This window comes from Pseudodesulfovibrio sp. (assembly GCF_028692895.1).
GTDB lineage: Bacteria > Desulfobacterota > Desulfovibrionia > Desulfovibrionales > Desulfovibrionaceae > Pseudodesulfovibrio.
In genome coordinates, this window is the sequence record NZ_JAQUWN010000022.1 from 1 (window position 1) to 18,901 (window position 18,901).

Here is an 18,901-nt window from a genome sequence, read left to right on the forward strand (position 1 = left end):
GGTGCCGCAGAGCACGAATAAGAAAAGGAATACACTCTATTAGCCGCAATGGTGAGGGTAGAGTCTGGCCTGTGAACAGTCGAAGACAGGGCAAATGGGAGGGATTGACATGGGGCCGCATAAGAAAGCCCCTTCGCCGAGCGGAGGGGCTTTCTCTTATGCGGCGCGCCGGGACTCCCGACGCGCCTGTTCCTCGGTCAGGAAACTTCGCAATCCCGCCACGGCGTCGAAGACATGCTCGCGCAGGCGATAAGCGCCGCATCCTGGCCTCGGCCGCCCGCGCGATCCTGCCTCTGACGTCCTTTTCAAGACCTGCACCAGCCGCTCCTCCCTTCGAATTCAAAAATGAATTTATCATTCATTTTTCAAAAGCGAACATGCCGCTCACTTTTCAAGTTGCCTAGGTCTGGGGGAAGGATCGCCGAAGCGGTTACAGCTCCAGCCGCGCGCCCACCTCGATGACCCTGTCGGAGGGGATGTTGAAGAAGGACGCGGCGTCCATGGCGTTGCGCGACAGGAACTGGAAGAGCACGGCGCGCCAGCGGCTCATGGCCGGGTGCTCGCCCACGGTGAGCTTCTCTCGGCCCAGGAAGAAGCTGGCCTGGTCCAGGTCCACGTCCAACCCCTGGCCCCGGCACAGGGAAAAGATGGTCCGGATGTCCGGCTCCTCCATGAACCCGTAGTGGACGATGATCCGGCTGATGCCCAGGCCGATCTTCTCCACCTCGATCTTGTCGAAGTTCGGCACGCGCGGAATCTCCTCGGTGCGGATGTGCAGGAGGTAGACCTTGGTATGCAGGATCTTGTTGTGGCGCAGGTTCTGGAGCATGGCCACGGGCACGATGTCCCGGCTACGGGTCAGGAAAAAGGCCTGGCCGGGGATGCGCGCCGGATTCTCCTCGGGCACGCGGCCCAGGAAGTCCTCCACATCCATGGTCAGCGCGCGCATCCTGGCGGCCAGGATGTCGCTGCCCTGCTTCCAGGTGACCATGACCAGAAAGAAGAACAGGCCCACGACCAGGGGGAACCACGCGCCGTGGAATATCTTGGTCAGGTTGGCCGAGAGGAAGGAGACGTCCACCACCAGGAACAGGGCGGTCAGGGACGCGGCCGCGTAGAGCGACCAGTGGCGCAGCGTGCGCAGGACCTTGAAGTAGAGGATGGAGGTGATGAGCATGGTCGTGGTCACGGCCACGCCGTATGCCGCCGCCAGCCTGCTGGAGGACTGGAACCCGAGGACCAGGCCGATGGTGCAGAGCATCAGCAGCCAGTTGACCGGGGCCACGTAGATCTGTCCCCGGTGCTGGGCCGAGGTGTGGGTGACGCGCAGACGCGGCAGGTAGCCCAGCCGGATGGCCTGGCTGGTCAGGGAGAACGCGCCGGTGATGACGGCCTGGGAGGCGATTATGGTGGCCATGGTGGCCAGGCCGACCATGGGCGCGAGCCCCCAGCGGGGCACGATGGCGTAGAAGGGATGGTAGGCGTCCGCCGGGTGGTGCAGCAGGTTCGCGCCCTGGCCGAAATAGTTGAGGACCAGGCTGGGCAGGGCCACGACGAACCAGGTCAGCCGGATGGGGCGGCGGCCGAAGTGCCCCATGTCCGCATAGATGGCCTCGGCGCCGGTAACCACCAGGAAAACCGCGCCCAGGACCACGAAGCCGTGCAGGTGGTTGCGCAGGAGGAAGGAGAGCCCATGCCAGGGCGACACCGCCACCAACACGGCCGGGTGGCTCGCCACCTGGATGAACCCGAGCACGGCCAGACAGCCGAGCCAAAGCAGGATGATCGGGCCGAAGAGCGCGCCCACCATGGCCGTGCCGTGCTTCTGGATGAGGAACAGCCCGATCAGGATGGCCAGAGTGATATGGACCACATAGGGCTGGCAGGCCGGGGCGATGAGATCCAGTCCCTCGATGGCGCTCATGACCGAGATGGCCGGGGTAATCATGCCGTCGCCGTAGAGCAGGCAGGAGGCGAAGAGCCCGAGGCCCACCAGGAGCCAGGCCACGGTGCCCTTGACCACGCGCATGGGCCGGACTAGGGCGGTCAGGGCGATGACGCCGCCCTCGCCGTGGTTGTCCGCGCGCAGGATGAAGAGCAGGTACTTGACCGTGACGATGAGCAGCAGGGCCCAGAAGATCAGGGAGAGCACCCCGAGGACATTGTCCGGCGTGACCGCGATGGCGTACTCGCCGTGGAAGCACTCGCGCAGGGCGTAGAGCGGGCTGGTCCCGATATCGCCGAAGACCACACCCAGCGCGGCCAGGGAAAGGGCCGCGAGGCGTTTGCCCGAGGGATTCTCCGCTACGGTTTCCATTTTTGCGGTTTACTGCCGCACTGCGGCGAAGTCAAATCAAGTCCCGCCCGGCCGCCCGGGAGCGCCCGGCCCGGCGGGATAAGAAGGCCCCCTCTCCCCTGCCCTGGCCGGGCGGGAAAAGGGGGCGAAAAACGCTCGGGCGGCCCGCTGCTGCGGGTCGGCCCCGGCGGGCCCTACCGGGCGTCGATCCAGGCGATGGCCTCCCGGACGTCCAGGGTGCCGACGTAGATGGCCCGACCGGAGATGGCCCCTTCCAGCCCCTTTTTCGAGAGCGGATAGAGGGCCTTGATGTCGTCCATGGTGTGCACGCCCCCGGCCGCGATGACCGGGATGGACGTCTTGGCGCACAGGGCGGCGAGGCCCTCCACGTTGACGCCGGTCTGCATGCCGTCGCGCGAGATGTCGGTGTAGACGATGAACCGGACCTTGTCCGCCTCCAGCCGGGGCAGGACGTCGTCCATGGTCAGCCCGGCGTCCTCGACCCAGCCCTTGGTCTTGAGGCGGCCGTCCACCGCGTCCAGCGAGACGCCGATGCGGCCGGGCAGGGCGCGGCAGAGCTCGGAGAACAGCTCCGGGCTCTCCAGGGCCATGGTCCCGATGATGAGCCGGTGCACCCCGGCCTCGATGTACTTCTCGGCCGTGGCCACGTCGCGGATGCCGCCGCCGAGCTGGACCGGGATGTCGATGGCCGCGCAGATGGACTTGATCAGCTCGAAGTTGCGGGGCACGCCGGAGAACGCGCCGTCCAGGTCCACCACATGCAGGTAGCGGGCCCCCTGCTCGGCCCAGTATTTCGCCTGGGCCACGGGGTCCGGGCCGAAGACCGTGACCTGGTCCTCCTTGCCCTGGGCCAGGCGGACGCACTGGCCGTTCTTGATATCGACAGCGGGGAAGAGAATCATACACCAAATCCTTCTAAAACTATTTGAAATTACTAAATATCATGACGCATTATCATGCATTGTCGGCCATTCCGCCATCCCGGTGGCGGCATCCATACGATTTTCATGATGAAAGTTGGCTACTATCATAATTCAACCGAAAAGCTGTCAAGCGAAATCGACCGGCCGGAGCCGGCATTCCATCGGCATCAAGATTCGCTCGACAGCCATGGAGGTGCATTTCACCGGTATGTCCAGCAGTTGCGCTCCCCGGCAGAGGCCATTGAAGGGACGCGCAACCAACTTCCGGGAGAATGGCAATACCAGGGAACAGAGAAGACCTTGGGAATGGATGGGTGGCAATCGCGGTCAACCAGAAGATTGAGATAATCTTGCCAGTAAAAAAATGAAAACATCATCCCGACCATTCCACCTTGCCATAAGCACAAGCGCACGCGATGGACATATGATATCGAATGTGGCAATCAAATTGCCATGACCCGCTCTCGAAAATTCACCTGTCTCTTTGCCGGGGGCATCGCCTGCATTGCGTTTGTCTATGCTTTGGCGATTCATTTGCTTTGGAAGGGGGCTCCCTACTCGGCATCAATATGTGCAGTTTTCGGAGCGTTATTCTTGAGTTTTGTCATATGGCGGCTGCTTTATGAAAAGCGAGGAAAGCAATACGTCAGCGGGGTCATCCTGGGAGCCCTGTCCGGTTCGATCGTCTTGTTACTCGGACCAATCGGCTTTTATATAGGGTTGGCCTCCGAAAAACCCGAGCCATTGGGGCTTTCCCAGATACCTTTTATCCTGGCAATGAGCGGCATAGCATTCCCTGTGGTTTTACTTGCCATGCATGGATGGGCTGTTGTGCTGGCTTCAGTGTTTTGGGGTGGATTATTAGAAACCGTGGAGAAGGGTAATAAAATAAAAGTAAAAGGGGAGACATAGTTCCCCTTCAATACTATTATTTTAGCTTCCGAACATAAGGATTGGTATCGAGCATCTCTTCGGTTTGATCATAAGCTTCAGGATTTTTGGGGATCATATGCAACGCTCCTGCTCCGGCAGTTCTTGCCGCTTTACCCAATCCTTTTTTCTGCCAGATTCCTTTGCCAACTTCTAGGGATTCACGGAAGGCATCCAAATGCCACATGCCTGTGGCATCGACAGTTCCAATGATCTTGTCAATGTCTTCCTGAGGCAACTCCGCCAAACCTGCCTCAAGATACGCTTCAGAGTGAGAATCGTAAGCCTTTTTCTTCAATTCCTCTGGCTTTGATTCGTCCCACTCGCCGCTCCTCAGCCCTGATTCCATCTTGAACTGAAGCAGGTTCTTGGTTTTCTCCATCCACGTCTGCCCCTTCTCGGATAATTCCGGCTTCAGCTTGTCGAACCGCCTGACGTAGTTATCGCCGTATTCGCGATAGTAGGCCGGCGCATTTTTTCCGGGGTTCCGCTCCTCATAGTCCTTGGCCCTTTTTTCGTAATACCCGGTCTTGCCGAGTTCATCCTTGATCCAGGTGGGCTTGACTCCGGGCTTTTGCTTGTAATGCTCTTCAACGTCTCTAACACTGTTGCCGGTTTGTTTCTCCCACTCTTCCACGAGCCATGCCGCTCCCGTTGAACTGTCGGGTTTGGCGACTTGCGCTTCCATCTCGCGACCCTGCGCAGCGGAATACCTGCGAGAGACTGCCTCCAGAGCCTCCGTCTGCTCTTTTCCCGCAGTGTTTTTTTTGCTGATGCGTCTGCAGGTCTCCGTGACCGTCATCGCCGAGCGCCGCAGCTTTTCCCTTTCCAGCGGCATCACTCATGGTTCCGGCGCCATTCTCAGCCAGCATGACACCGTCTTCCATCTTGAAACCAGGCTTGACTCCGGAGACCACGCCGTTCTCAGAAGCCCGTGTCTTTTCCATGTCTACGCCCGCATACCCCAAATACTTATCGTACATCGCGTCGGCGTCCTTCTCATCGAACATGGCCTCGGACAGCACGTACTTGTTGATGAGATCGAAGGCGGCATCGTCATGGGCCTGGACTCCCTTTTCGTCCCTCGCGCCAAGCGCCCCTTTGGCGATACGCCGCAAGCCCTTGTCGAGGACGTTTCTGGACCGTTCGTTGAGTTTATCCACGGCGAACTGGCGCCCCTGCTTCAGAAAGCCGTCCTTGATCCTGGGCAGCGAGTCGGCCAGGGCGGCATGACGTTTGCCGCCCCTCGGCACGGAGGAGAGGACGGACTGCTCGTAGTCATCGAACTGCTTCTTGAGATTGGCGGCGTCCCTGGACGGCTGTTTGCCGGTCACGCCCTTCTGCCAGTCGGTCAGCCCCTTGCCGAAGAAGTCATGTGCCTCGTTCTCCTTTTCAACTGTGAAGTTGAGGCGATCCAGATCATGAAAGGCGTCCGTTTTTTGCTGTCGCCCCTGTTGCTGCCGGTTTTGATTATTGAAGCCGATGCCCATTTCCAGAGCGGACTTGCGCTGGCCGGAAGTGGCATTGCCGAGCATCTTCCTCTGCTCGTCGGGGTCCATGTCGATGAGTGATTTTCCAAAGTCAAACATAGCCGAATTCCTCCTGTCAGGATTTTGAGGTTACAGATCAAACATCCTAACCCCGGTTTTCGGCCCAGGGGAAAAACGGAAGAAAAAGGGTACCCAAAGGATAAAAGAAGCATAAAAGAGCAGCTTGACAGGGTTTCATTGAAGGGCTGGCAAACCGGCTTCTCCGTTTCAACCCCGGCCCATCGCCGCCAACCGCACGGGTCGGCGTTCTCGGCCGTCAGGCGGCCGGAAAACACAAAAAAAGGGTTAGCTGAAAACAGCCAACCCTTTGATTTTTATAATCCGAGTCTTTCGCGCGTTTCAGGCAACGCGCATCGGCATTACAAACCGAGTTCCGTGAGCTTTTCGTCGATGCCGTCCGAGGCCAGACGGGTGGCGGTGACCCACTGGCCGCCTCGGGAGGCGAATTTCTTGGCGGTGAGCAGGTTCTCCATGAGCGACTCCTGGGTCTCCTCGTAACGGGCGCGGGTCATGCGCTCGTTCTTCACGTCGATGAGGAAGAAGTCGATGGCCACCGAGGCCGGAGCCTCCACGCCGGAGGTCGAGCCGACCCGCTCGCTCCAGTGGGTGACCTGCGGCACGAGCAGCAGGTCCGCCTGGATGCACTTGGCCACGCCGAGCCAGTACTTCCAGGCCGAAAGCTTGGGCAGGCCGGACTGCTCGAAGACCACCACTTCCTGGCACTGCTTCACCGCGTCCGGGGTGATGTAGTCGAAGACCTGGTGGCGGCGCAGCGTGTCGGTCAGGATGGAGTCCAGGGCCTCGAGGGTGCCGTCGGGCACGGGATGGCCCTCCTCCTCCAGGTATCCGGCCAGGAGCTGCCAGTTGTAGATCGGATTGGAGAACCCGGCCACGGCCAGCTTGCCCTCGGGCCGGGGCACGGCGGCGGTGCGCTTGGAGCCGCAACCGGCCGCCAGGAGCAGGGAACAACACAGGGCCGAAAGAAGGAAAACTTTCATCATGCGTCGCATCAGTCGAGACTCCCTTTGGTGCTGGATACGCCCTTGCGGCCCACGCGCACGGCCTGGGCCAGGGCCAGTCCCAGGGCCTTGAACGCGGCTTCCAGGAGATGGTGCCCGTTCTGGCCGTATTCGAACTTCACGTGCAGGTTCATGCCCGCCTTGTAGGCCACGGACTTGAGCATCTCGCGCCAGACGTCCTTCTCGTCGCCCGCGATGACCTCGGGCAGGAGCGCGTCGTCGTAGACGAGGTAGGGACGGCCGGAGAGGTCCACGACCACCTCGGCCAGGGCCTCGTCCATGGGCACCTTGGCCGACGCCACGCGGACGATGCCCTGCTTGTCGCCCAGGGCCTCGGCCAGGGCCTGGCCCAGGCAAAGGCCCACGTCCTCCAGGCTGTGGTGGGAGTCGATCTCAAGGTCGCCCCTGCAGGTCAGCTCCAGGTCGAACCCGGCCCAGAAGGCGCACAGGGTGAGCATGTGGTCCGCGAAGCCGACGCCGGTGTCGACCTTCACCTTCCCCTCGCCGTCCAGGACGAGGGTCAGGGCGATATCCGTTTCCCTGGTGGTGCGGTTAACCGTTGCCGCGCGCTTGGCCATGGCCTACTCCTTTTGCAAGACGGTGCAGCATCATTGATGCTGGACTGTATAGTAAAACTCTAGAAAAGGAAACCGGGCGTCGGCGGCCTTTTTGCCGCCCCGCCCGGTCAATTCCGTCAGGCTTTTTCGGCCGCCCCGTCCGGCTCGGCCGCCTCCTGCTTCAGGTGCCGCTTCTCCTTCTTGCCGAAGAAGAAGGCAACCCAGATGCCGAGCTCGTACAGCACGATGAGCGGCCCGGCCATGAGGCACTGGGTGAAGGGATCGGGCGGCGTCAGGATGGCCGCCACCACGAAGGCGACGAGGATGGCGTACTTGCGCTTCTTGCGCAGCCCCGTGGACGAGACCATGCCCATCCGCGCCAGGAAGAAGATGAACAGCGGCAGCTCGAAGACCAGGCCGAAGGCGAAGAGCAGCTTCAGGCAGAAGCTCAGGTATTCGTTGAGCTTGGGCGTGAAGACGATGCCGTCGGTGGAGAAGCTGGCGAAGAACTCGAAGCCGTAGGGGAATACGATAAAGTAGCCGAAGAGCGCGCCCGAGACGAAGAACAGGGCCGAGACAACGGCCATGGGCACCATCCACTTGCGCTCGTGGGCATAGAGCCCCGGGGCGATGAAGCCCCAGATCTGGGCGAAGACATAGGGGCTGACCAGGAACAGCCCGGCCACGATGGATATCTTGATGTGGGCGAAGAACGCCTCGGCCGGGTAGGTGTACTGGAAGTGCCCTTCCTGGGTGGCCTGGAGCAGGGATTTCTGCAGGGTCTGGACGAAGAGGTCCACCTTGTCCGGGGTAATGCCGTGCTTGGCCATCATCTCGGCCAGCACCTGGGCGAAGTCGGTGAAGAACTGCTGGGGCAGCAGCGGGTTGGCGGCCAACTTTTTCTGGAAGACCTCCACCATGGGCTGCATCAGGATGTCGAACATCTGCTCGGCGAAGCCGTAGCAGGCGACCATGCCCACGGCCACGGCGATGGCCGCGCGCACCAGCCGGGTGCGCAGCTCGCCCAGATGCTCCAGCAGGGTCATCTGGCCGTCCTCGCCGTCCTCTTTCCCGCCCTCTTCCGCTTCCGAGTCGGCGTCCGGCTCGGCGTCCGGCGTCTCGTCCGCGTCTCCGGCCACGGCGGGCACGGCCTCCGCCCCTTCCTCCTCCCCTTCCGGCAAGCCGTTCGGGCTGGAGGAGGCGGCCACGTCCGTGCCGTCGGCCGGATCATCGGCCGGGTCGACGCCGCCAAGGGAATCAGCGGAATCGGCGGAGTCCTCCGCGGAGTCCTTCTCCGAATCCGCCGGGGCATCCGTCCCGGCTGCGGTCTCCAAGGCGTCCCCGCCGCTCCCGGCTTCGGGCGCGTCGGTTCCTTCCGGCGCCTCCGTTTCGGGCCGTTTCACTTCGTCGTTGTCGGAATGCATGGAAGTCTAGGCCTTTTCCCCGGTCTTTTCCGGCCCGGCTCCGACGGCGGCTGCGGCAGGTTCGGCCTGGGCATCAACTGTAACGGGCTCGGATGCGGGGGCGGCGGGAGCTTCCCCGGCCTTGGCCGTCTCGGCTTCCAATCTGGCCGCCTCGGCCTCCTCTTTGGCTTTCTCGGCCTTGCGCTTGGCCAGGGCCTCGTCAACCTCACGTTTGCGGGCCTCGGCCTCGGCCCGGTCCACTTCCTGGTCCAGGGTGGACTTGACGTCGTTGCCGACGCGCTTGAACTCGGCCAGTCCCTTGCCCAGGGAGCGGAGCATCTCGGGCAGTTTCTTGGGGCCGATGACGATGAGTGCAACGATGCAGATGATCAGTAACTCGGGTCCGCCTATTCCAAACATATGTGCACCTAAGGCAAAAAGGTTATCGCGCTATTCCCATTCGATGGTGCTCGGCGGCTTGGACGAGATGTCCAGAACCACGCGATTGACGCCCTTGACCTCGTTGATGATCCGGTTGGACATCCGGGCCAGCAGCTCGCTCGGCAACCGCGACCAGTCGGCGGTCATGGCGTCCAGGCTGTCCACGATGCGCAGGGCGATGACGTTCTCGTAGGTGCGGTCGTCGCCCATGACGCCCACGGTCTTGAGCGGCAGCAGGACGGCGAACCCTTGCCATACCTTACGGTACCAATCCGAGGCAACCATTTCGTTCTGGACGATGCGGTCGGCCAGGCGCAGGACGCCCAGGCGCTCCTCGGTGACCTCCCCGATGATGCGGATGGACAGGCCCGGGCCGGGGAACGGCTGCCGCCAGATGATGTGCTCCGGCAGACCCAGCTCGTAGGCGGCGCGGCGCACCTCGTCCTTGAAGAGTTCGCGCAGGGGCTCCACCAGCTTGAGGTTCATCTTCTCGGGCAGGCCGCCCACGTTGTGGTGGGACTTGATGACAGCCGAGGGGCCCTTGAAGGACTCGGACTCGATGACGTCCGGGTAGAGGGTGCCCTGCCCCAGGAACCTGACGCCCTCGATGGCCTTGGCCTCGCGGTCGAAGACCTCGATGAACTTGTGGCCGATGATCTTGCGCTTCTTCTCCGGGTCCTCGACGCCCTTCAGGTCGTTCAGGAACTCGGCGGCGGCGTCCACGAACTTGACGTTGAGGTCGAAGTGCTCGGCCAGGAAGCCGATCACCTCCTCCTTCTCGCCCATGCGCAGGAGGCCGTTGTCCACGAAGATGCAGTGCAGGTTCTTGCCGATGGCCCGGTGCAGGAGCACGGCGGCCACAGTGGAGTCGATGCCGCCCGAGAGGCCGAGCACGACCTTGGCGTCGCCCACCTGCTTCTTGAGGTCCGCGATGCATGTGTCGACAAAGCTGGCCATGGACCAGGTGGGCTTGAGGCCCGCGACCTTGAAGAGGAAATTCTGGATAATCAGGGAGCCGTCAGCGGTGTGGGCCACCTCGGGATGGAACTGGAGGGCGTAGATCTTCCTTTCCGGATTGCCCATGGCCCCGAACGTGATGGTGCTGGTCTTGCCCATGGGCAGGAACCCTTCGGGCAGCCCCTCCACGCGGTCGCCGTGGGACATCCAGACCGTGAGGTCGGCGCTGTCCTTGACCCCGTCGAAGAGGACGCAGTCGTTCTGGGCCGAGAACTGGGCGCGGCCGTATTCGCGGTCCGTGGAGGACACGACCTTGCCGCCCAGCTTGTGGGCCAGCATCTGCATGCCGTAGCAGATGCCGAGCACCGGGACGCCCATCTCCAGGTATTGCATGTCCAGATCCGGGCATCCGGCCTCCAGCACGGAGGACGGGCCGCCGGACAGGATCAGCGCCGACGGCTTGAACGCCTTGACCCGCTCGGGGTCGACGTTGAAGGGGTGGATCTCGGAATAGACCCCGGCCTCGCGCACGCGGCGCGCGATGAGCTGGGTGAACTGGCTGCCAAAGTCAAGGATGAGTACTCTGTTGTCGTGCATGACTCTCTCTAATTCACAACCGGTGAAATGAAAAGCCCAAAGAGCCGTCCGCGCCCGGAGCCGCCCGCCAGGGACGGCTCCGGAAGGGACGGAACATTGCGGCCGACTACCCCTCTTGGCGGTAGTTGGGGGATTCCTTGGTGATGGTCACGTCGTGGACGTGGGACTCGCGCAGGCCGGCGGAGGATATCTGGACCAGCTGGGACTTCTCGTAGAGCTCCTCCAGGTTGGCGGAGCCGGTGTAGCCCATGCCGGAGCGCAGGCCGCCGATCATCTGGTAGACGGACTCCTCGACCTTGCCGCGATAAGGCACGCGGCCGACGATGCCCTCGGGCACCAGCTTCTTGGACTTCTCCTGGAAATAGCGGTCCGAGCTGCCGCGCTTCATGGCGTCGATGGAGCCCATGCCGCGATACTGCTTGTAGGTGCGGCCCTGGTAGAGAATGGTCTCGCCCGGGGACTCGTCCGTGCCCGCCAGGGCGGAGCCCATCATGACGGCCTGGGCGCCAACGGCAAGGGCCTTGACCACGTCGCCGGAATACTTGATGCCGCCGTCGGCGATGAGGCACTTGCCCGCCTCGCGGGTGGCCCGGTTGGCCTCCATGATGGCCGTGATCTGCGGCACGCCGACGCCCGCCACCACGCGGGTGGTGCAGATGGAGCCGGGGCCGATGCCGACCTTGACCGTGTCCACGCCCGCGTTGATGAGCGCCTTGGCGCCCTCGTAGGTGGCGATGTTGCCGCCGACGAGCTGGATATCCGGGAAGGTGGCGCGCAGCTCGCGCGCGGCCTTGAGGATGTTCTCGGAGTGGCCGTGGGCCGAGTCGAGGACCAGGAAGTCCGCCCCGGCGCGCAGCAGGGCCTCGGAGCGGGTCAGGCACTCGCCGCCGATGCCGATGGCCGCGCCGACCAGCAGGCGGCCGCGCGAATCCTTGACCGCGCTCGGGTACTTCTTGTGCTTGTTGATGTCCTTGATGGTGATGAGGCCCTTGAGGCGGTTGCCCTCGTCCACCACCAGCAGCTTCTCGATGCGGTGCTGGTGCAGCTTGCGCTTGGCGTCCTCGTTGTCGATGCCCTCGGGCACGGTGACCAGGTCGCGGGAGGTCATCAGTTCGGAGACCAGGACGTTGTCGTCCTTGACGAAGCGGATGTCGCGGTTGGTGATGATGCCCACCAGGTGGTCGCCCTTGACGACGGGCAGACCGGAAATGCGGTACTCGGACATGATGGCCTTGACCTTGCCGAGGTCATCGTCCGGGTGGACGGTGATGGGATCGGAGATCATGCCGGACTCCGACTTCTTGACCCGGTCGATCTCGCGCGCCTGCTCGCGCACGCTCATATTCTTGTGGATGACGCCCACGCCGCCCTGGCGCGCCATGGAGATGGCCATGCGCGATTCGGTGACCGTGTCCATGGCCGCCGACATCAGGGGGATGTTCAGCTTGATCTCCGGCGTGAGCTGCGTGGAGACATCCACCGAATCCGGCAGGATGTTCGAATAGCCCGGCAGGAGCAGCACGTCGTCGAAAGTGAGTGCCTTCTCGAGTATTTTGACCATATACCCTCCGTGAGAGTTAAAAGGTATGTCGTATAAGAGCGAAGCCGGACGTTATCGTCCGGCTTCGAGTTTGACCATTATAGACCGAGGTAGGCCCGCTTCACCGATTCGTCCGCGAGAAGTTTGTCGCAGGTGTCGGTGAGCACGATCCTCCCGTTTTCCATTACATATCCCCGGTGCCCTATCTTGAGCGCCAGGTTGGCGTTCTGCTCCACCAGGAAGATGGTGGTGCCGCTCTCCTTGTTGATCTTCTGCACGATGTCGAAGATCTGCCGGACCACCAGGGGCGCAAGGCCCATGGACGGCTCGTCCAGGAGCAGCAGCCGCGGCCGGGCCATCAGCGCGCGGGCGATGGCGAGCATCTGCTGCTCGCCGCCGGAGAGGTTGCCGCCCGGCTGGCGGCGGCGCTGGGCAAGGATGGGAAAGAGGTCGAAGCAGTACTCGATGTCCCGCTTGATGCCGTCCTTGTCGTTGCGCATGAACGCGCCCATGTCCAGGTTCTCGCGCACGCTCAGCTCCGGGAAGATCAGCCGCCCTTCGGGCACCTGGCAGATGCCCTTGGCCACTATCTTGTTGGGAGCTTCCCTGGTGATCTCCTCTTCCTGGTAGACGACCTGGCCCGAGCGGGCCTGGACCACGCCGCACACGGTCATCAGCGTGGTGGACTTGCCCGCGCCGTTGGCCCCGATCAGGGTGATGATCTCGCCCGGATCGATGTACAGGTTGACGTCGTACAGGGCCTGGATGTTGCCGTAAAAGCTGTTGACGTTCCTCAGTTCGAGCATCCTAGTCATCGTGTTCCTCCCCGAGGTAGGCCTTGATGACCTCCGGATTCTCCGCAATCTCCCTGGGCGTGCCGTCGGCGATCATCCGCCCGTAGTCCAGGACGTAGATGCGGTCGGACACGGACATGACCATCTTCATGTCGTGCTCGATGAGCATGACCGAGATGCCGAAGGTCTCGCGGATTTCGAGGATAAGGCCTTCAAGCTCCTTGGTCTCGTGGGGGTTCATGCCCGCCGCCGGTTCGTCGAGGAGCAGCAGAAACGGGTCGGTGGCCAGGGCGCGGGCGATCTCCAGCCTGCGCTGCTTGCCGTAGGGAATGTTGGAGGCCAGCTCGTTGACCAGGTCCTCCAGGCCCACCAGCCGGAGCAGCTCGTAGCTCTTCTGGATGACGGCCTGCTCCTCCCGCCGGGTGGCCCGGTTGCGCGAGACGGCGCCCCAGACCGAGGACCTGGTCCGGCAGTGGGTGCCGATCATGACGTTCTCCAGGGCGGTCATGGACGGGAAGAGGCGGATGTTCTGGAAGGTGCGGGCCATGCCCAGTTCGGTGACCACGTTGGGCTTCTTCCCGTTGACGCGCAGGGGGCTGCCCGTGCCCTCGGGGTCGATGAGCACATCGCCCGAGGTCGGCACGTAGATGCCGGTGATGCAGTTGAAGAAGGTGGTCTTCCCCGCGCCGTTGGGTCCGATGAGGGCGACGATTTCCTTGTCGCCCACCACGAGATCGACTTCGTCCAGGGCGCGGATGCCCCCGAAGTCCTTGCTCACGTTGTTGACGTTGAGGACTGGATTATTCATTGGCGGCACCCGCGGGTTTGGCTTGGTACGTGTAAAGCTTGCGCTTGGCGCTGATGAGGCCCTGCGGGCGGAAGACCATGACCACGACCATGATCGACCCGAACAGGAGCATGCGGAACTGAGCGAAGTCGCGCAGGTATTCCGGCACCAGGATGAGGATGACCGCGCCGGCGATGACGCCCCGGATGGAGCCCATGCCGCCGATGACCACGATGGAGAGAATGATGGCCGACTCCCAGAAGGTGAAGGAGGCCGGGTTGATGAAGGTGGTCTTGGCCGCGAACACGACGCCCGCCATGCCCGCCCAGGTCGCGCCCAGGGCAAAGGCCATCAGCTTGGTCTTCACCTTGTCGATGCCCATGGCCTGGCAGGCGATCTCGTCCTCGCGCAAGGCCAGCCAGGCGCGTCCGATGCGGGAGTTCTGGAGCCGGTTGACGCAGAAGATGGTCAGGACCAGCAGGCCGATCATGATGTAATACATGTAATGGGTCGAGCCGATGATCCCCAGCTTGATGCCGAACAGCGCCGGCCGGTCGATGTTGGAGATGCCGGAGGGTCCCATGGTCACGTCGCCCCAGTTCTCAAGGACCAGGCGTATGATCTCGCCGAAGCCCAGGGTGACGATGGCCAGATAGTCGCCCTTGAGCCGTAGCACCGGAAAGCCGAGCAGCAGGCCGAGCAGGGCCCCGAGCACCGCGCCCACCGGGAGCATGGCCCAGAAGCCGACCCCCCAGTGCATGTTGCACAGGGCGTAGGCGTAGGCTCCCACGCCGTAGAAGGCCACGTAGCCCAGGTCCAGCAGGCCCGCCAGGCCGACCACGATGTTCAGCCCCAGCCCGAGCACGATGTACACCAGGCAGGAGATCATGATGTTGGTCTGGTAAAGGTTGAGGAGCTGGAGCTTGGAGCCGAAAAGGCTGAATTTCATGGGCCCGGCCACGGCCAGGAGGGCGATGAGGGCCAGCAGGAGGTATTTGCTCGTCGGGTTGTTCTGGATGCGGGTCAGCAGGGACTCGGCCTTGCTCTCGCGGCTGGCCGCGTCCTTCTTGAGCTCCTTGCGGGCCAGCAGCCAGCGCCAGACGAAGGAGCCGAAGAAGATGCCAACGGCCACGTAGCCCATGCGCTGCCAGTGCCAGACAACGGTGTGCTCGATGGTGTTGACCCGGATGACCATGATCGGGAACGTCAGGAAGACGAACCAGACGGCGGCGATCAGCGATCTCCACAGCGCCTGGGGGAAGCTGTCGCACCCCGCGGTCAGCAGCAGCCCGAGGAAACTCTTTTCCTGCGTGTCGTTTGTAGCGTTGCTCACGTCATATTCCTTGCGGGACGGTCGGCCACGGGCCGCGCCCCCATGATTACACCTTTTGGATCTTGTCCTTGCCCATGATTCCGGCGGGCCGGAAGATCAGGATGAGCACCAGCAGGCAGAAGGCGAACACGTCCTCGTAGTCCGAGGAGACGTAGCCGGTGGCGTAGGCTTCGGTCAGCCCGAGGACCAGGCCGCCGAGCATGGCGCCCGGCAGGGAGCCGATGCCGCCGAGCACGGCCGCGGTGAAGGCCTTGATGCCCGCGATGAACCCTATGTAGTAGTTGATCTGTCCGATGTGGGAGGCGATCAGCACGCCGCCCACCGCCGCCAGGCTCGAACCGATGATGAAGGTGGCGGAGATGACCATGTCGACGTTGATGCCGACCAGCATGGCCATCTTGCGGTTCTGGGCCGTGGCGCGCATGGCCTTGCCCAGCCGGGTGTACTTGATGAACAGGGTCAGCCCGACGCAGACGAGGACCGTGGCCACGACGATGACCAGCTCGGAGGAGCTGAGCATGGAGCCGAAGTGCTTCATGAACCCGAATTTGGGAACGAGTTCGGGGAAGGGAAGGAAGTCCGACGTCTGGGACAGCATGACGTAGTTCTGCAAGAAGATGGACATGCCGATGGCGGAGATGAGCGGCGAGAGCCGGGGCGCGCCGCGCAGGGGCTTGTAGGCGACCTTCTCCACGGTATAGCCGTAGGCCGCGGCCCAGATGACCGCGCAGACCAGGGCGATGGCCAGGATGGAGATGCCCGGAAAGCCGAGCATGGTCAGCAGGCCGGCCACGATCAGGCCGGTGAAGGCCCCGATCATGTAGATCTCGCCATGGGCGAAGTTGATGAGCTCAATGATGCCGTAGACCATGGTGTAGCCCAGGGCGATGAGCGCATAGATACTGCCTCGGGTCAGTCCGCCGAAGAACAGCTCGAGAAAATATTCCATGAGTTGGCTATCCCGTTCATTAAATAACGTCAGGGGACAGGCAACGGCCTGTCCCCTGGTTCACTGCATCTTGGAGCAGATACTTACTGCACCTGTACGTACTTGCCGCCCTTCACCTGGTAGATGGAGAAGCCGACGCCTTCGGCATCGCCCTTGGCGTCGAACTTGATCTTGCCCACCGGGGTGTCGACAAAGCTGGTGCGCAGGGCCTCGCAGACCTTGGCGTAGTCGGTGCCGCCGGCGACCTTGACCGCGTTCAGCAGGGCCAGGGCGGCGGAGTAGGCCTCGGGGAAGAACGCGCCCGGATCGGTGCCGAACTTGGCCTTGTGGGCGGCGACGGCCTCGATGAAGAGCGGGTTCTTGGAGAAGTCCTTGGGACCGGAGGCGTAGACGCCCTCGGCGTACTGACCGGCGACCTTGATGAAGGTGTCGTCCTTCACGCCGTCATCGGAGATGAACGGAATGTCCAGGCCCTTCTTGCGCATGGCCATGACGATCTTGGAGGCTTCCGGATGGTAGCCGCCGAAGACGACGCCGTCGGCGCCCGCGGACTTGATCTTCTGGACAACGGCGGAGTAGTCCACCGCGCCGGGGGTCACGCCCTCGAAGAGCACGACGTCCATGGAGGGGTCGGCATCCAGGAACTGCTTGGCGAAGGTGGCGAAGCCCTTGCCGTAGTCGCCCTTGTCGTGGATGACGGCCAGCTTCTTCAGGCCGAGGGTCTTGGCGTAGGCGACATCCAGGGAGGCCTGGGCGTCGTCGGAGGAAATGGTGCGGAAGAAGTTCGGGTACTCGCCGGACTGGGTCAGCGGCGGGTTGGTGGCGGAGGGGGACATGACGACCATCTCGCCATCCAGGTAGATGGGCAGGGCGGCCTTGGTGGCGCCGGAGCAGATGTGGCCGAGGACGATCTTCACGCCGTCGGACAGCAGCTTGGTGGCGGCGTTGGTGGCCAGCTCGGGCTTGCACTGGTCGTCTTCGGCGACGACTTCGACGGTCATCCCGTTCACGCCGCCGGCGGCGTTGATCTTATCCGCAACGAGCTTGGCGGCGTTGACGGTGGGCAGGCCGTAGGAGGCCAGGTCGCCGGAATGAGCGCCGGCGACGCCGAGCAGCAGTTTGCCGCCAGCCAGCGCGGACGGGGCGAGCATGGCGACCAGGGCGGCCGCAAGCAGGATGCGTTTGACGATCTCTCTCATGATTCCTCTCCTGAAATTATGGTAACAAGTTCCCAACAGAAACGATCAAACCACGAACATGGTCTTCCGCTCCCCCGACTCCCATCTCCCCATGGGACTCGGAACGGAAGATGTATTGTATTTATTTAGCCCGTCTTGTCAATACGTTAAGCGGCGGGCCGTTTCTCATCAACCACCTGTTTTTACAGGCTTTCTACTCCGCAAGCTCCTGCCTGGCCATCTTGATCATCTCCGAATCATTCTTTTCGAGACTCAGGACCTTCTCGAAATAAGTTCGGGCCACATCCATCTTTTTGAAATAATATTTGTTGATTACACCCAAATTGAAGAGGGCCAGGGTGTCGTTCGGCTCGATGGCGAGGATATCCTGATAGGCCGCGTCCGCCTTGTCGAATTCCTTCTTGTTGAAGTAGGCGATGCCGATGGCCTTGAGCACGCCGGTGTCCCCCGCGTCCAGCTCGCGGGCGTGCGCAAGCGGGATGAGGGCGCGGTCCCAGGCGCGCATCATCAGGAAGGCGTTGCCCAGGCCGACCAGGGCCTCCTTGTCGTCCGGGTTGGCGTCCACGCGGGCCATGTATTCCTTGACCTTGGCCATGGGGCCGTTCGCGGCCTCGCCCATGCCCGGGGGCATTCCGCCCTCCCTGGTGGGCTGGTGCTGGACCTGCACGAACAGGTTCGGGTGGTTCATGCGGTAGACGAAGCTGGTCACGAACATGGCGGCGGCCGACAGGACCACCGTCAGGATCACGGCCCGGCGGCCCAGGGTGATGGCGCTAAGCCTCATGGCCGTCCCCCAGCAGTCTGATCTGTTGCTCGCGGCGGCGCAGCCGGGCCTCGCCCGTGGCCAGGAAGCCGAGGTAACCGGCCAGGCCGAGCCAGATGGCGGCGTTGGCCAAAACGATGTAGGTGGTTGCAGACATTGTCATCCTTGCTTGCAGCGTTGGTTATTCGTCCCAGACCAGCCGGGCTTCCAGCTCGGCCCCTCGGCGGAGCTGGCGGATGCGGGCCATGAGCATACCAGCCCAGACGAAGCCGAAGGCGATGAGCCCGGCGAACACGGTGTGCCACATGCGCACCTCCATGCCGGAGCTCTTGCGCGCCAGGCCGTCGGGATGGGCCGAGCCCCAGAGCTTGGCCGCGAAAAAGACCAGGGGCACGTCCAGAAAGGCGACGATGCCGAGCACGGCGCAGACCAGTGCGCGGCGGTCGCGGCCCATGGGCGTGGACCGGAGCACCAGGTAGCCCGCGTAGACGTACCACATGATGAGGGCGGTGGTCAGCTTCGGGTCCCACAGCCACCAGTGGCCCCACTCCGCCCGGGCCCAGACCGAACCGCTCAGGAGCGCCAGGGAGGCGAAGAGCACCCCCAGCTCGGCGGCGGCCCCGGCCACTCTGTCCCAGGCCGGGTTGCGGCCGAAGAGAAAGAGGATGGACGCGACGAAGACCACGAAAAAGCTCACCAGGGACCACCAGGAGCACGGCAGGTGCATGTAGAATATCTTCTGCACCGGACCGGACTGGGCCACGGGCGCGTAGCCCCAGATCATATACTGGTGGGCGGCCAGGGCGAGGACGGCCGGGACGGCCAGGAACTTTGCTTTCATA

At 62.9% G+C, this 18,901-nt stretch carries 19 protein-coding genes; 1 reads left to right on the forward strand and 18 read right to left on the reverse strand.

The features are described 5' to 3' along the window. Window positions 1-430: 430 nt before the first annotated feature. Both PHP91_RS07425 and hisA read right to left on the reverse strand, forming a co-directional pair. The gene (locus PHP91_RS07425; RefSeq protein WP_300139130.1) at window positions 431-2,317 is read right to left on the reverse strand and encodes a potassium transporter Kup; all 1,887 of its coding nucleotides are present in this window, start codon (window positions 2,315-2,317) and stop codon (window positions 431-433) included. A gap of 173 nt (window positions 2,318-2,490) precedes the next feature. Beyond that, window positions 2,491-3,219, reverse strand: a complete 729-nt coding sequence (gene hisA, locus PHP91_RS07430; RefSeq protein ID WP_300139132.1) for a 1-(5-phosphoribosyl)-5-[(5-phosphoribosylamino)methylideneamino]imidazole-4-carboxamide isomerase — start codon at window positions 3,217-3,219, stop codon at window positions 2,491-2,493. Window positions 3,220-3,834: 615 nt separating this feature from the next. Here hisA and PHP91_RS07435 point away from each other — a divergent pair. Further along, on the forward strand, window positions 3,835-4,152 hold the full coding sequence (locus PHP91_RS07435) for a hypothetical protein (protein ID WP_300139134.1): 318 nt from the start codon (window positions 3,835-3,837) through the stop codon (window positions 4,150-4,152). Between the two features lie 16 nt (window positions 4,153-4,168). Here the strand turns inward: PHP91_RS07435 and PHP91_RS07440 are convergent, their stop codons facing one another. The 16 genes from PHP91_RS07440 to ccsA form a co-directional block, all read right to left on the reverse strand. Next, window positions 4,169-4,807: a hypothetical protein gene (locus tag PHP91_RS07440; protein WP_300139136.1), complete on the reverse strand. Its 639-nt coding sequence runs from the start codon at window positions 4,805-4,807 to the stop codon at window positions 4,169-4,171. Beyond that, window positions 4,770-5,759, reverse strand: a complete 990-nt coding sequence (locus tag PHP91_RS07445; protein WP_300139138.1) for a hypothetical protein — start codon at window positions 5,757-5,759, stop codon at window positions 4,770-4,772. Before PHP91_RS07445 ends, PHP91_RS07440 begins: the two co-directional genes overlap by 38 nt. A 320-nt stretch (window positions 5,760-6,079) precedes the next feature. Beyond that, window positions 6,080-6,721, reverse strand: coding sequence for a hypothetical protein (locus PHP91_RS07450; protein WP_300139160.1), 642 nt, complete (start codon window positions 6,719-6,721; stop codon window positions 6,080-6,082). 8 nt (window positions 6,722-6,729) lie between these two features. Continuing rightward, window positions 6,730-7,317 carry an imidazoleglycerol-phosphate dehydratase HisB gene (hisB, locus tag PHP91_RS07455; protein ID WP_300139162.1) on the reverse strand — a complete coding sequence of 196 codons (588 nt, stop codon included), beginning with the start codon at window positions 7,315-7,317 and terminating at the stop codon, window positions 6,730-6,732. Between the two features lie 116 nt (window positions 7,318-7,433). Continuing rightward, window positions 7,434-8,720, reverse strand: a complete 1,287-nt coding sequence (gene tatC / locus PHP91_RS07460; RefSeq protein ID WP_300139163.1) for a twin-arginine translocase subunit TatC — start codon at window positions 8,718-8,720, stop codon at window positions 7,434-7,436. A gap of 6 nt (window positions 8,721-8,726) precedes the next feature. Beyond that, a complete protein-coding gene (gene tatB / locus PHP91_RS07465; RefSeq protein WP_300139165.1) occupies window positions 8,727-9,119 on the reverse strand; it encodes a Sec-independent protein translocase protein TatB in 393 nt (130 codons plus the stop codon). Between the two features lie 30 nt (window positions 9,120-9,149). Next, window positions 9,150-10,694, reverse strand: coding sequence for a glutamine-hydrolyzing GMP synthase (gene guaA, locus PHP91_RS07470; RefSeq protein ID WP_300139166.1), 1,545 nt, complete (start codon window positions 10,692-10,694; stop codon window positions 9,150-9,152). Between the two features lie 106 nt (window positions 10,695-10,800). Further along, entirely contained in the window at window positions 10,801-12,255 is a 1,455-nt protein-coding gene (guaB, locus tag PHP91_RS07475; protein ID WP_300139168.1) for an IMP dehydrogenase, read from the reverse strand. A 77-nt stretch (window positions 12,256-12,332) separates the two neighbouring features. Then, window positions 12,333-13,040, reverse strand: coding sequence for an ABC transporter ATP-binding protein (locus tag PHP91_RS07480; protein WP_300139241.1), 708 nt, complete (start codon window positions 13,038-13,040; stop codon window positions 12,333-12,335). 1 nt (window position 13,041) lies between these two features. Then, window positions 13,042-13,836, reverse strand: a complete 795-nt coding sequence (locus PHP91_RS07485; RefSeq protein WP_300139170.1) for an ABC transporter ATP-binding protein — start codon at window positions 13,834-13,836, stop codon at window positions 13,042-13,044. Beyond that, entirely contained in the window at window positions 13,829-15,097 is a 1,269-nt protein-coding gene (locus tag PHP91_RS07490) for a branched-chain amino acid ABC transporter permease (RefSeq protein WP_300139243.1), read from the reverse strand. The genes PHP91_RS07485 and PHP91_RS07490 overlap by 8 nt, the downstream gene beginning before the upstream one ends. A 97-nt stretch (window positions 15,098-15,194) precedes the next feature. Then, window positions 15,195-16,097: a branched-chain amino acid ABC transporter permease LivH gene (locus tag PHP91_RS07495; protein ID WP_300139172.1), complete on the reverse strand. Its 903-nt coding sequence runs from the start codon at window positions 16,095-16,097 to the stop codon at window positions 15,195-15,197. A gap of 83 nt (window positions 16,098-16,180) precedes the next feature. After that, window positions 16,181-17,296 carry a branched-chain amino acid ABC transporter substrate-binding protein gene (locus PHP91_RS07500; protein WP_300139175.1) on the reverse strand — a complete coding sequence of 372 codons (1,116 nt, stop codon included), beginning with the start codon at window positions 17,294-17,296 and terminating at the stop codon, window positions 16,181-16,183. A gap of 193 nt (window positions 17,297-17,489) precedes the next feature. Then, window positions 17,490-18,080 carry a tetratricopeptide repeat protein gene (locus PHP91_RS07505; RefSeq protein ID WP_300139176.1) on the reverse strand — a complete coding sequence of 197 codons (591 nt, stop codon included), beginning with the start codon at window positions 18,078-18,080 and terminating at the stop codon, window positions 17,490-17,492. Next, entirely contained in the window at window positions 18,070-18,216 is a 147-nt protein-coding gene (locus PHP91_RS07510) for a CcmD family protein (RefSeq protein WP_300139178.1), read from the reverse strand. Before PHP91_RS07510 ends, PHP91_RS07505 begins: the two co-directional genes overlap by 11 nt. 24 nt (window positions 18,217-18,240) lie before the next feature. Then, window positions 18,241-18,900, reverse strand: a complete 660-nt coding sequence (gene ccsA / locus PHP91_RS07515) for a cytochrome c biogenesis protein CcsA (RefSeq protein WP_300139180.1) — start codon at window positions 18,898-18,900, stop codon at window positions 18,241-18,243. Window position 18,901: the final 1 nt, after the last annotated feature.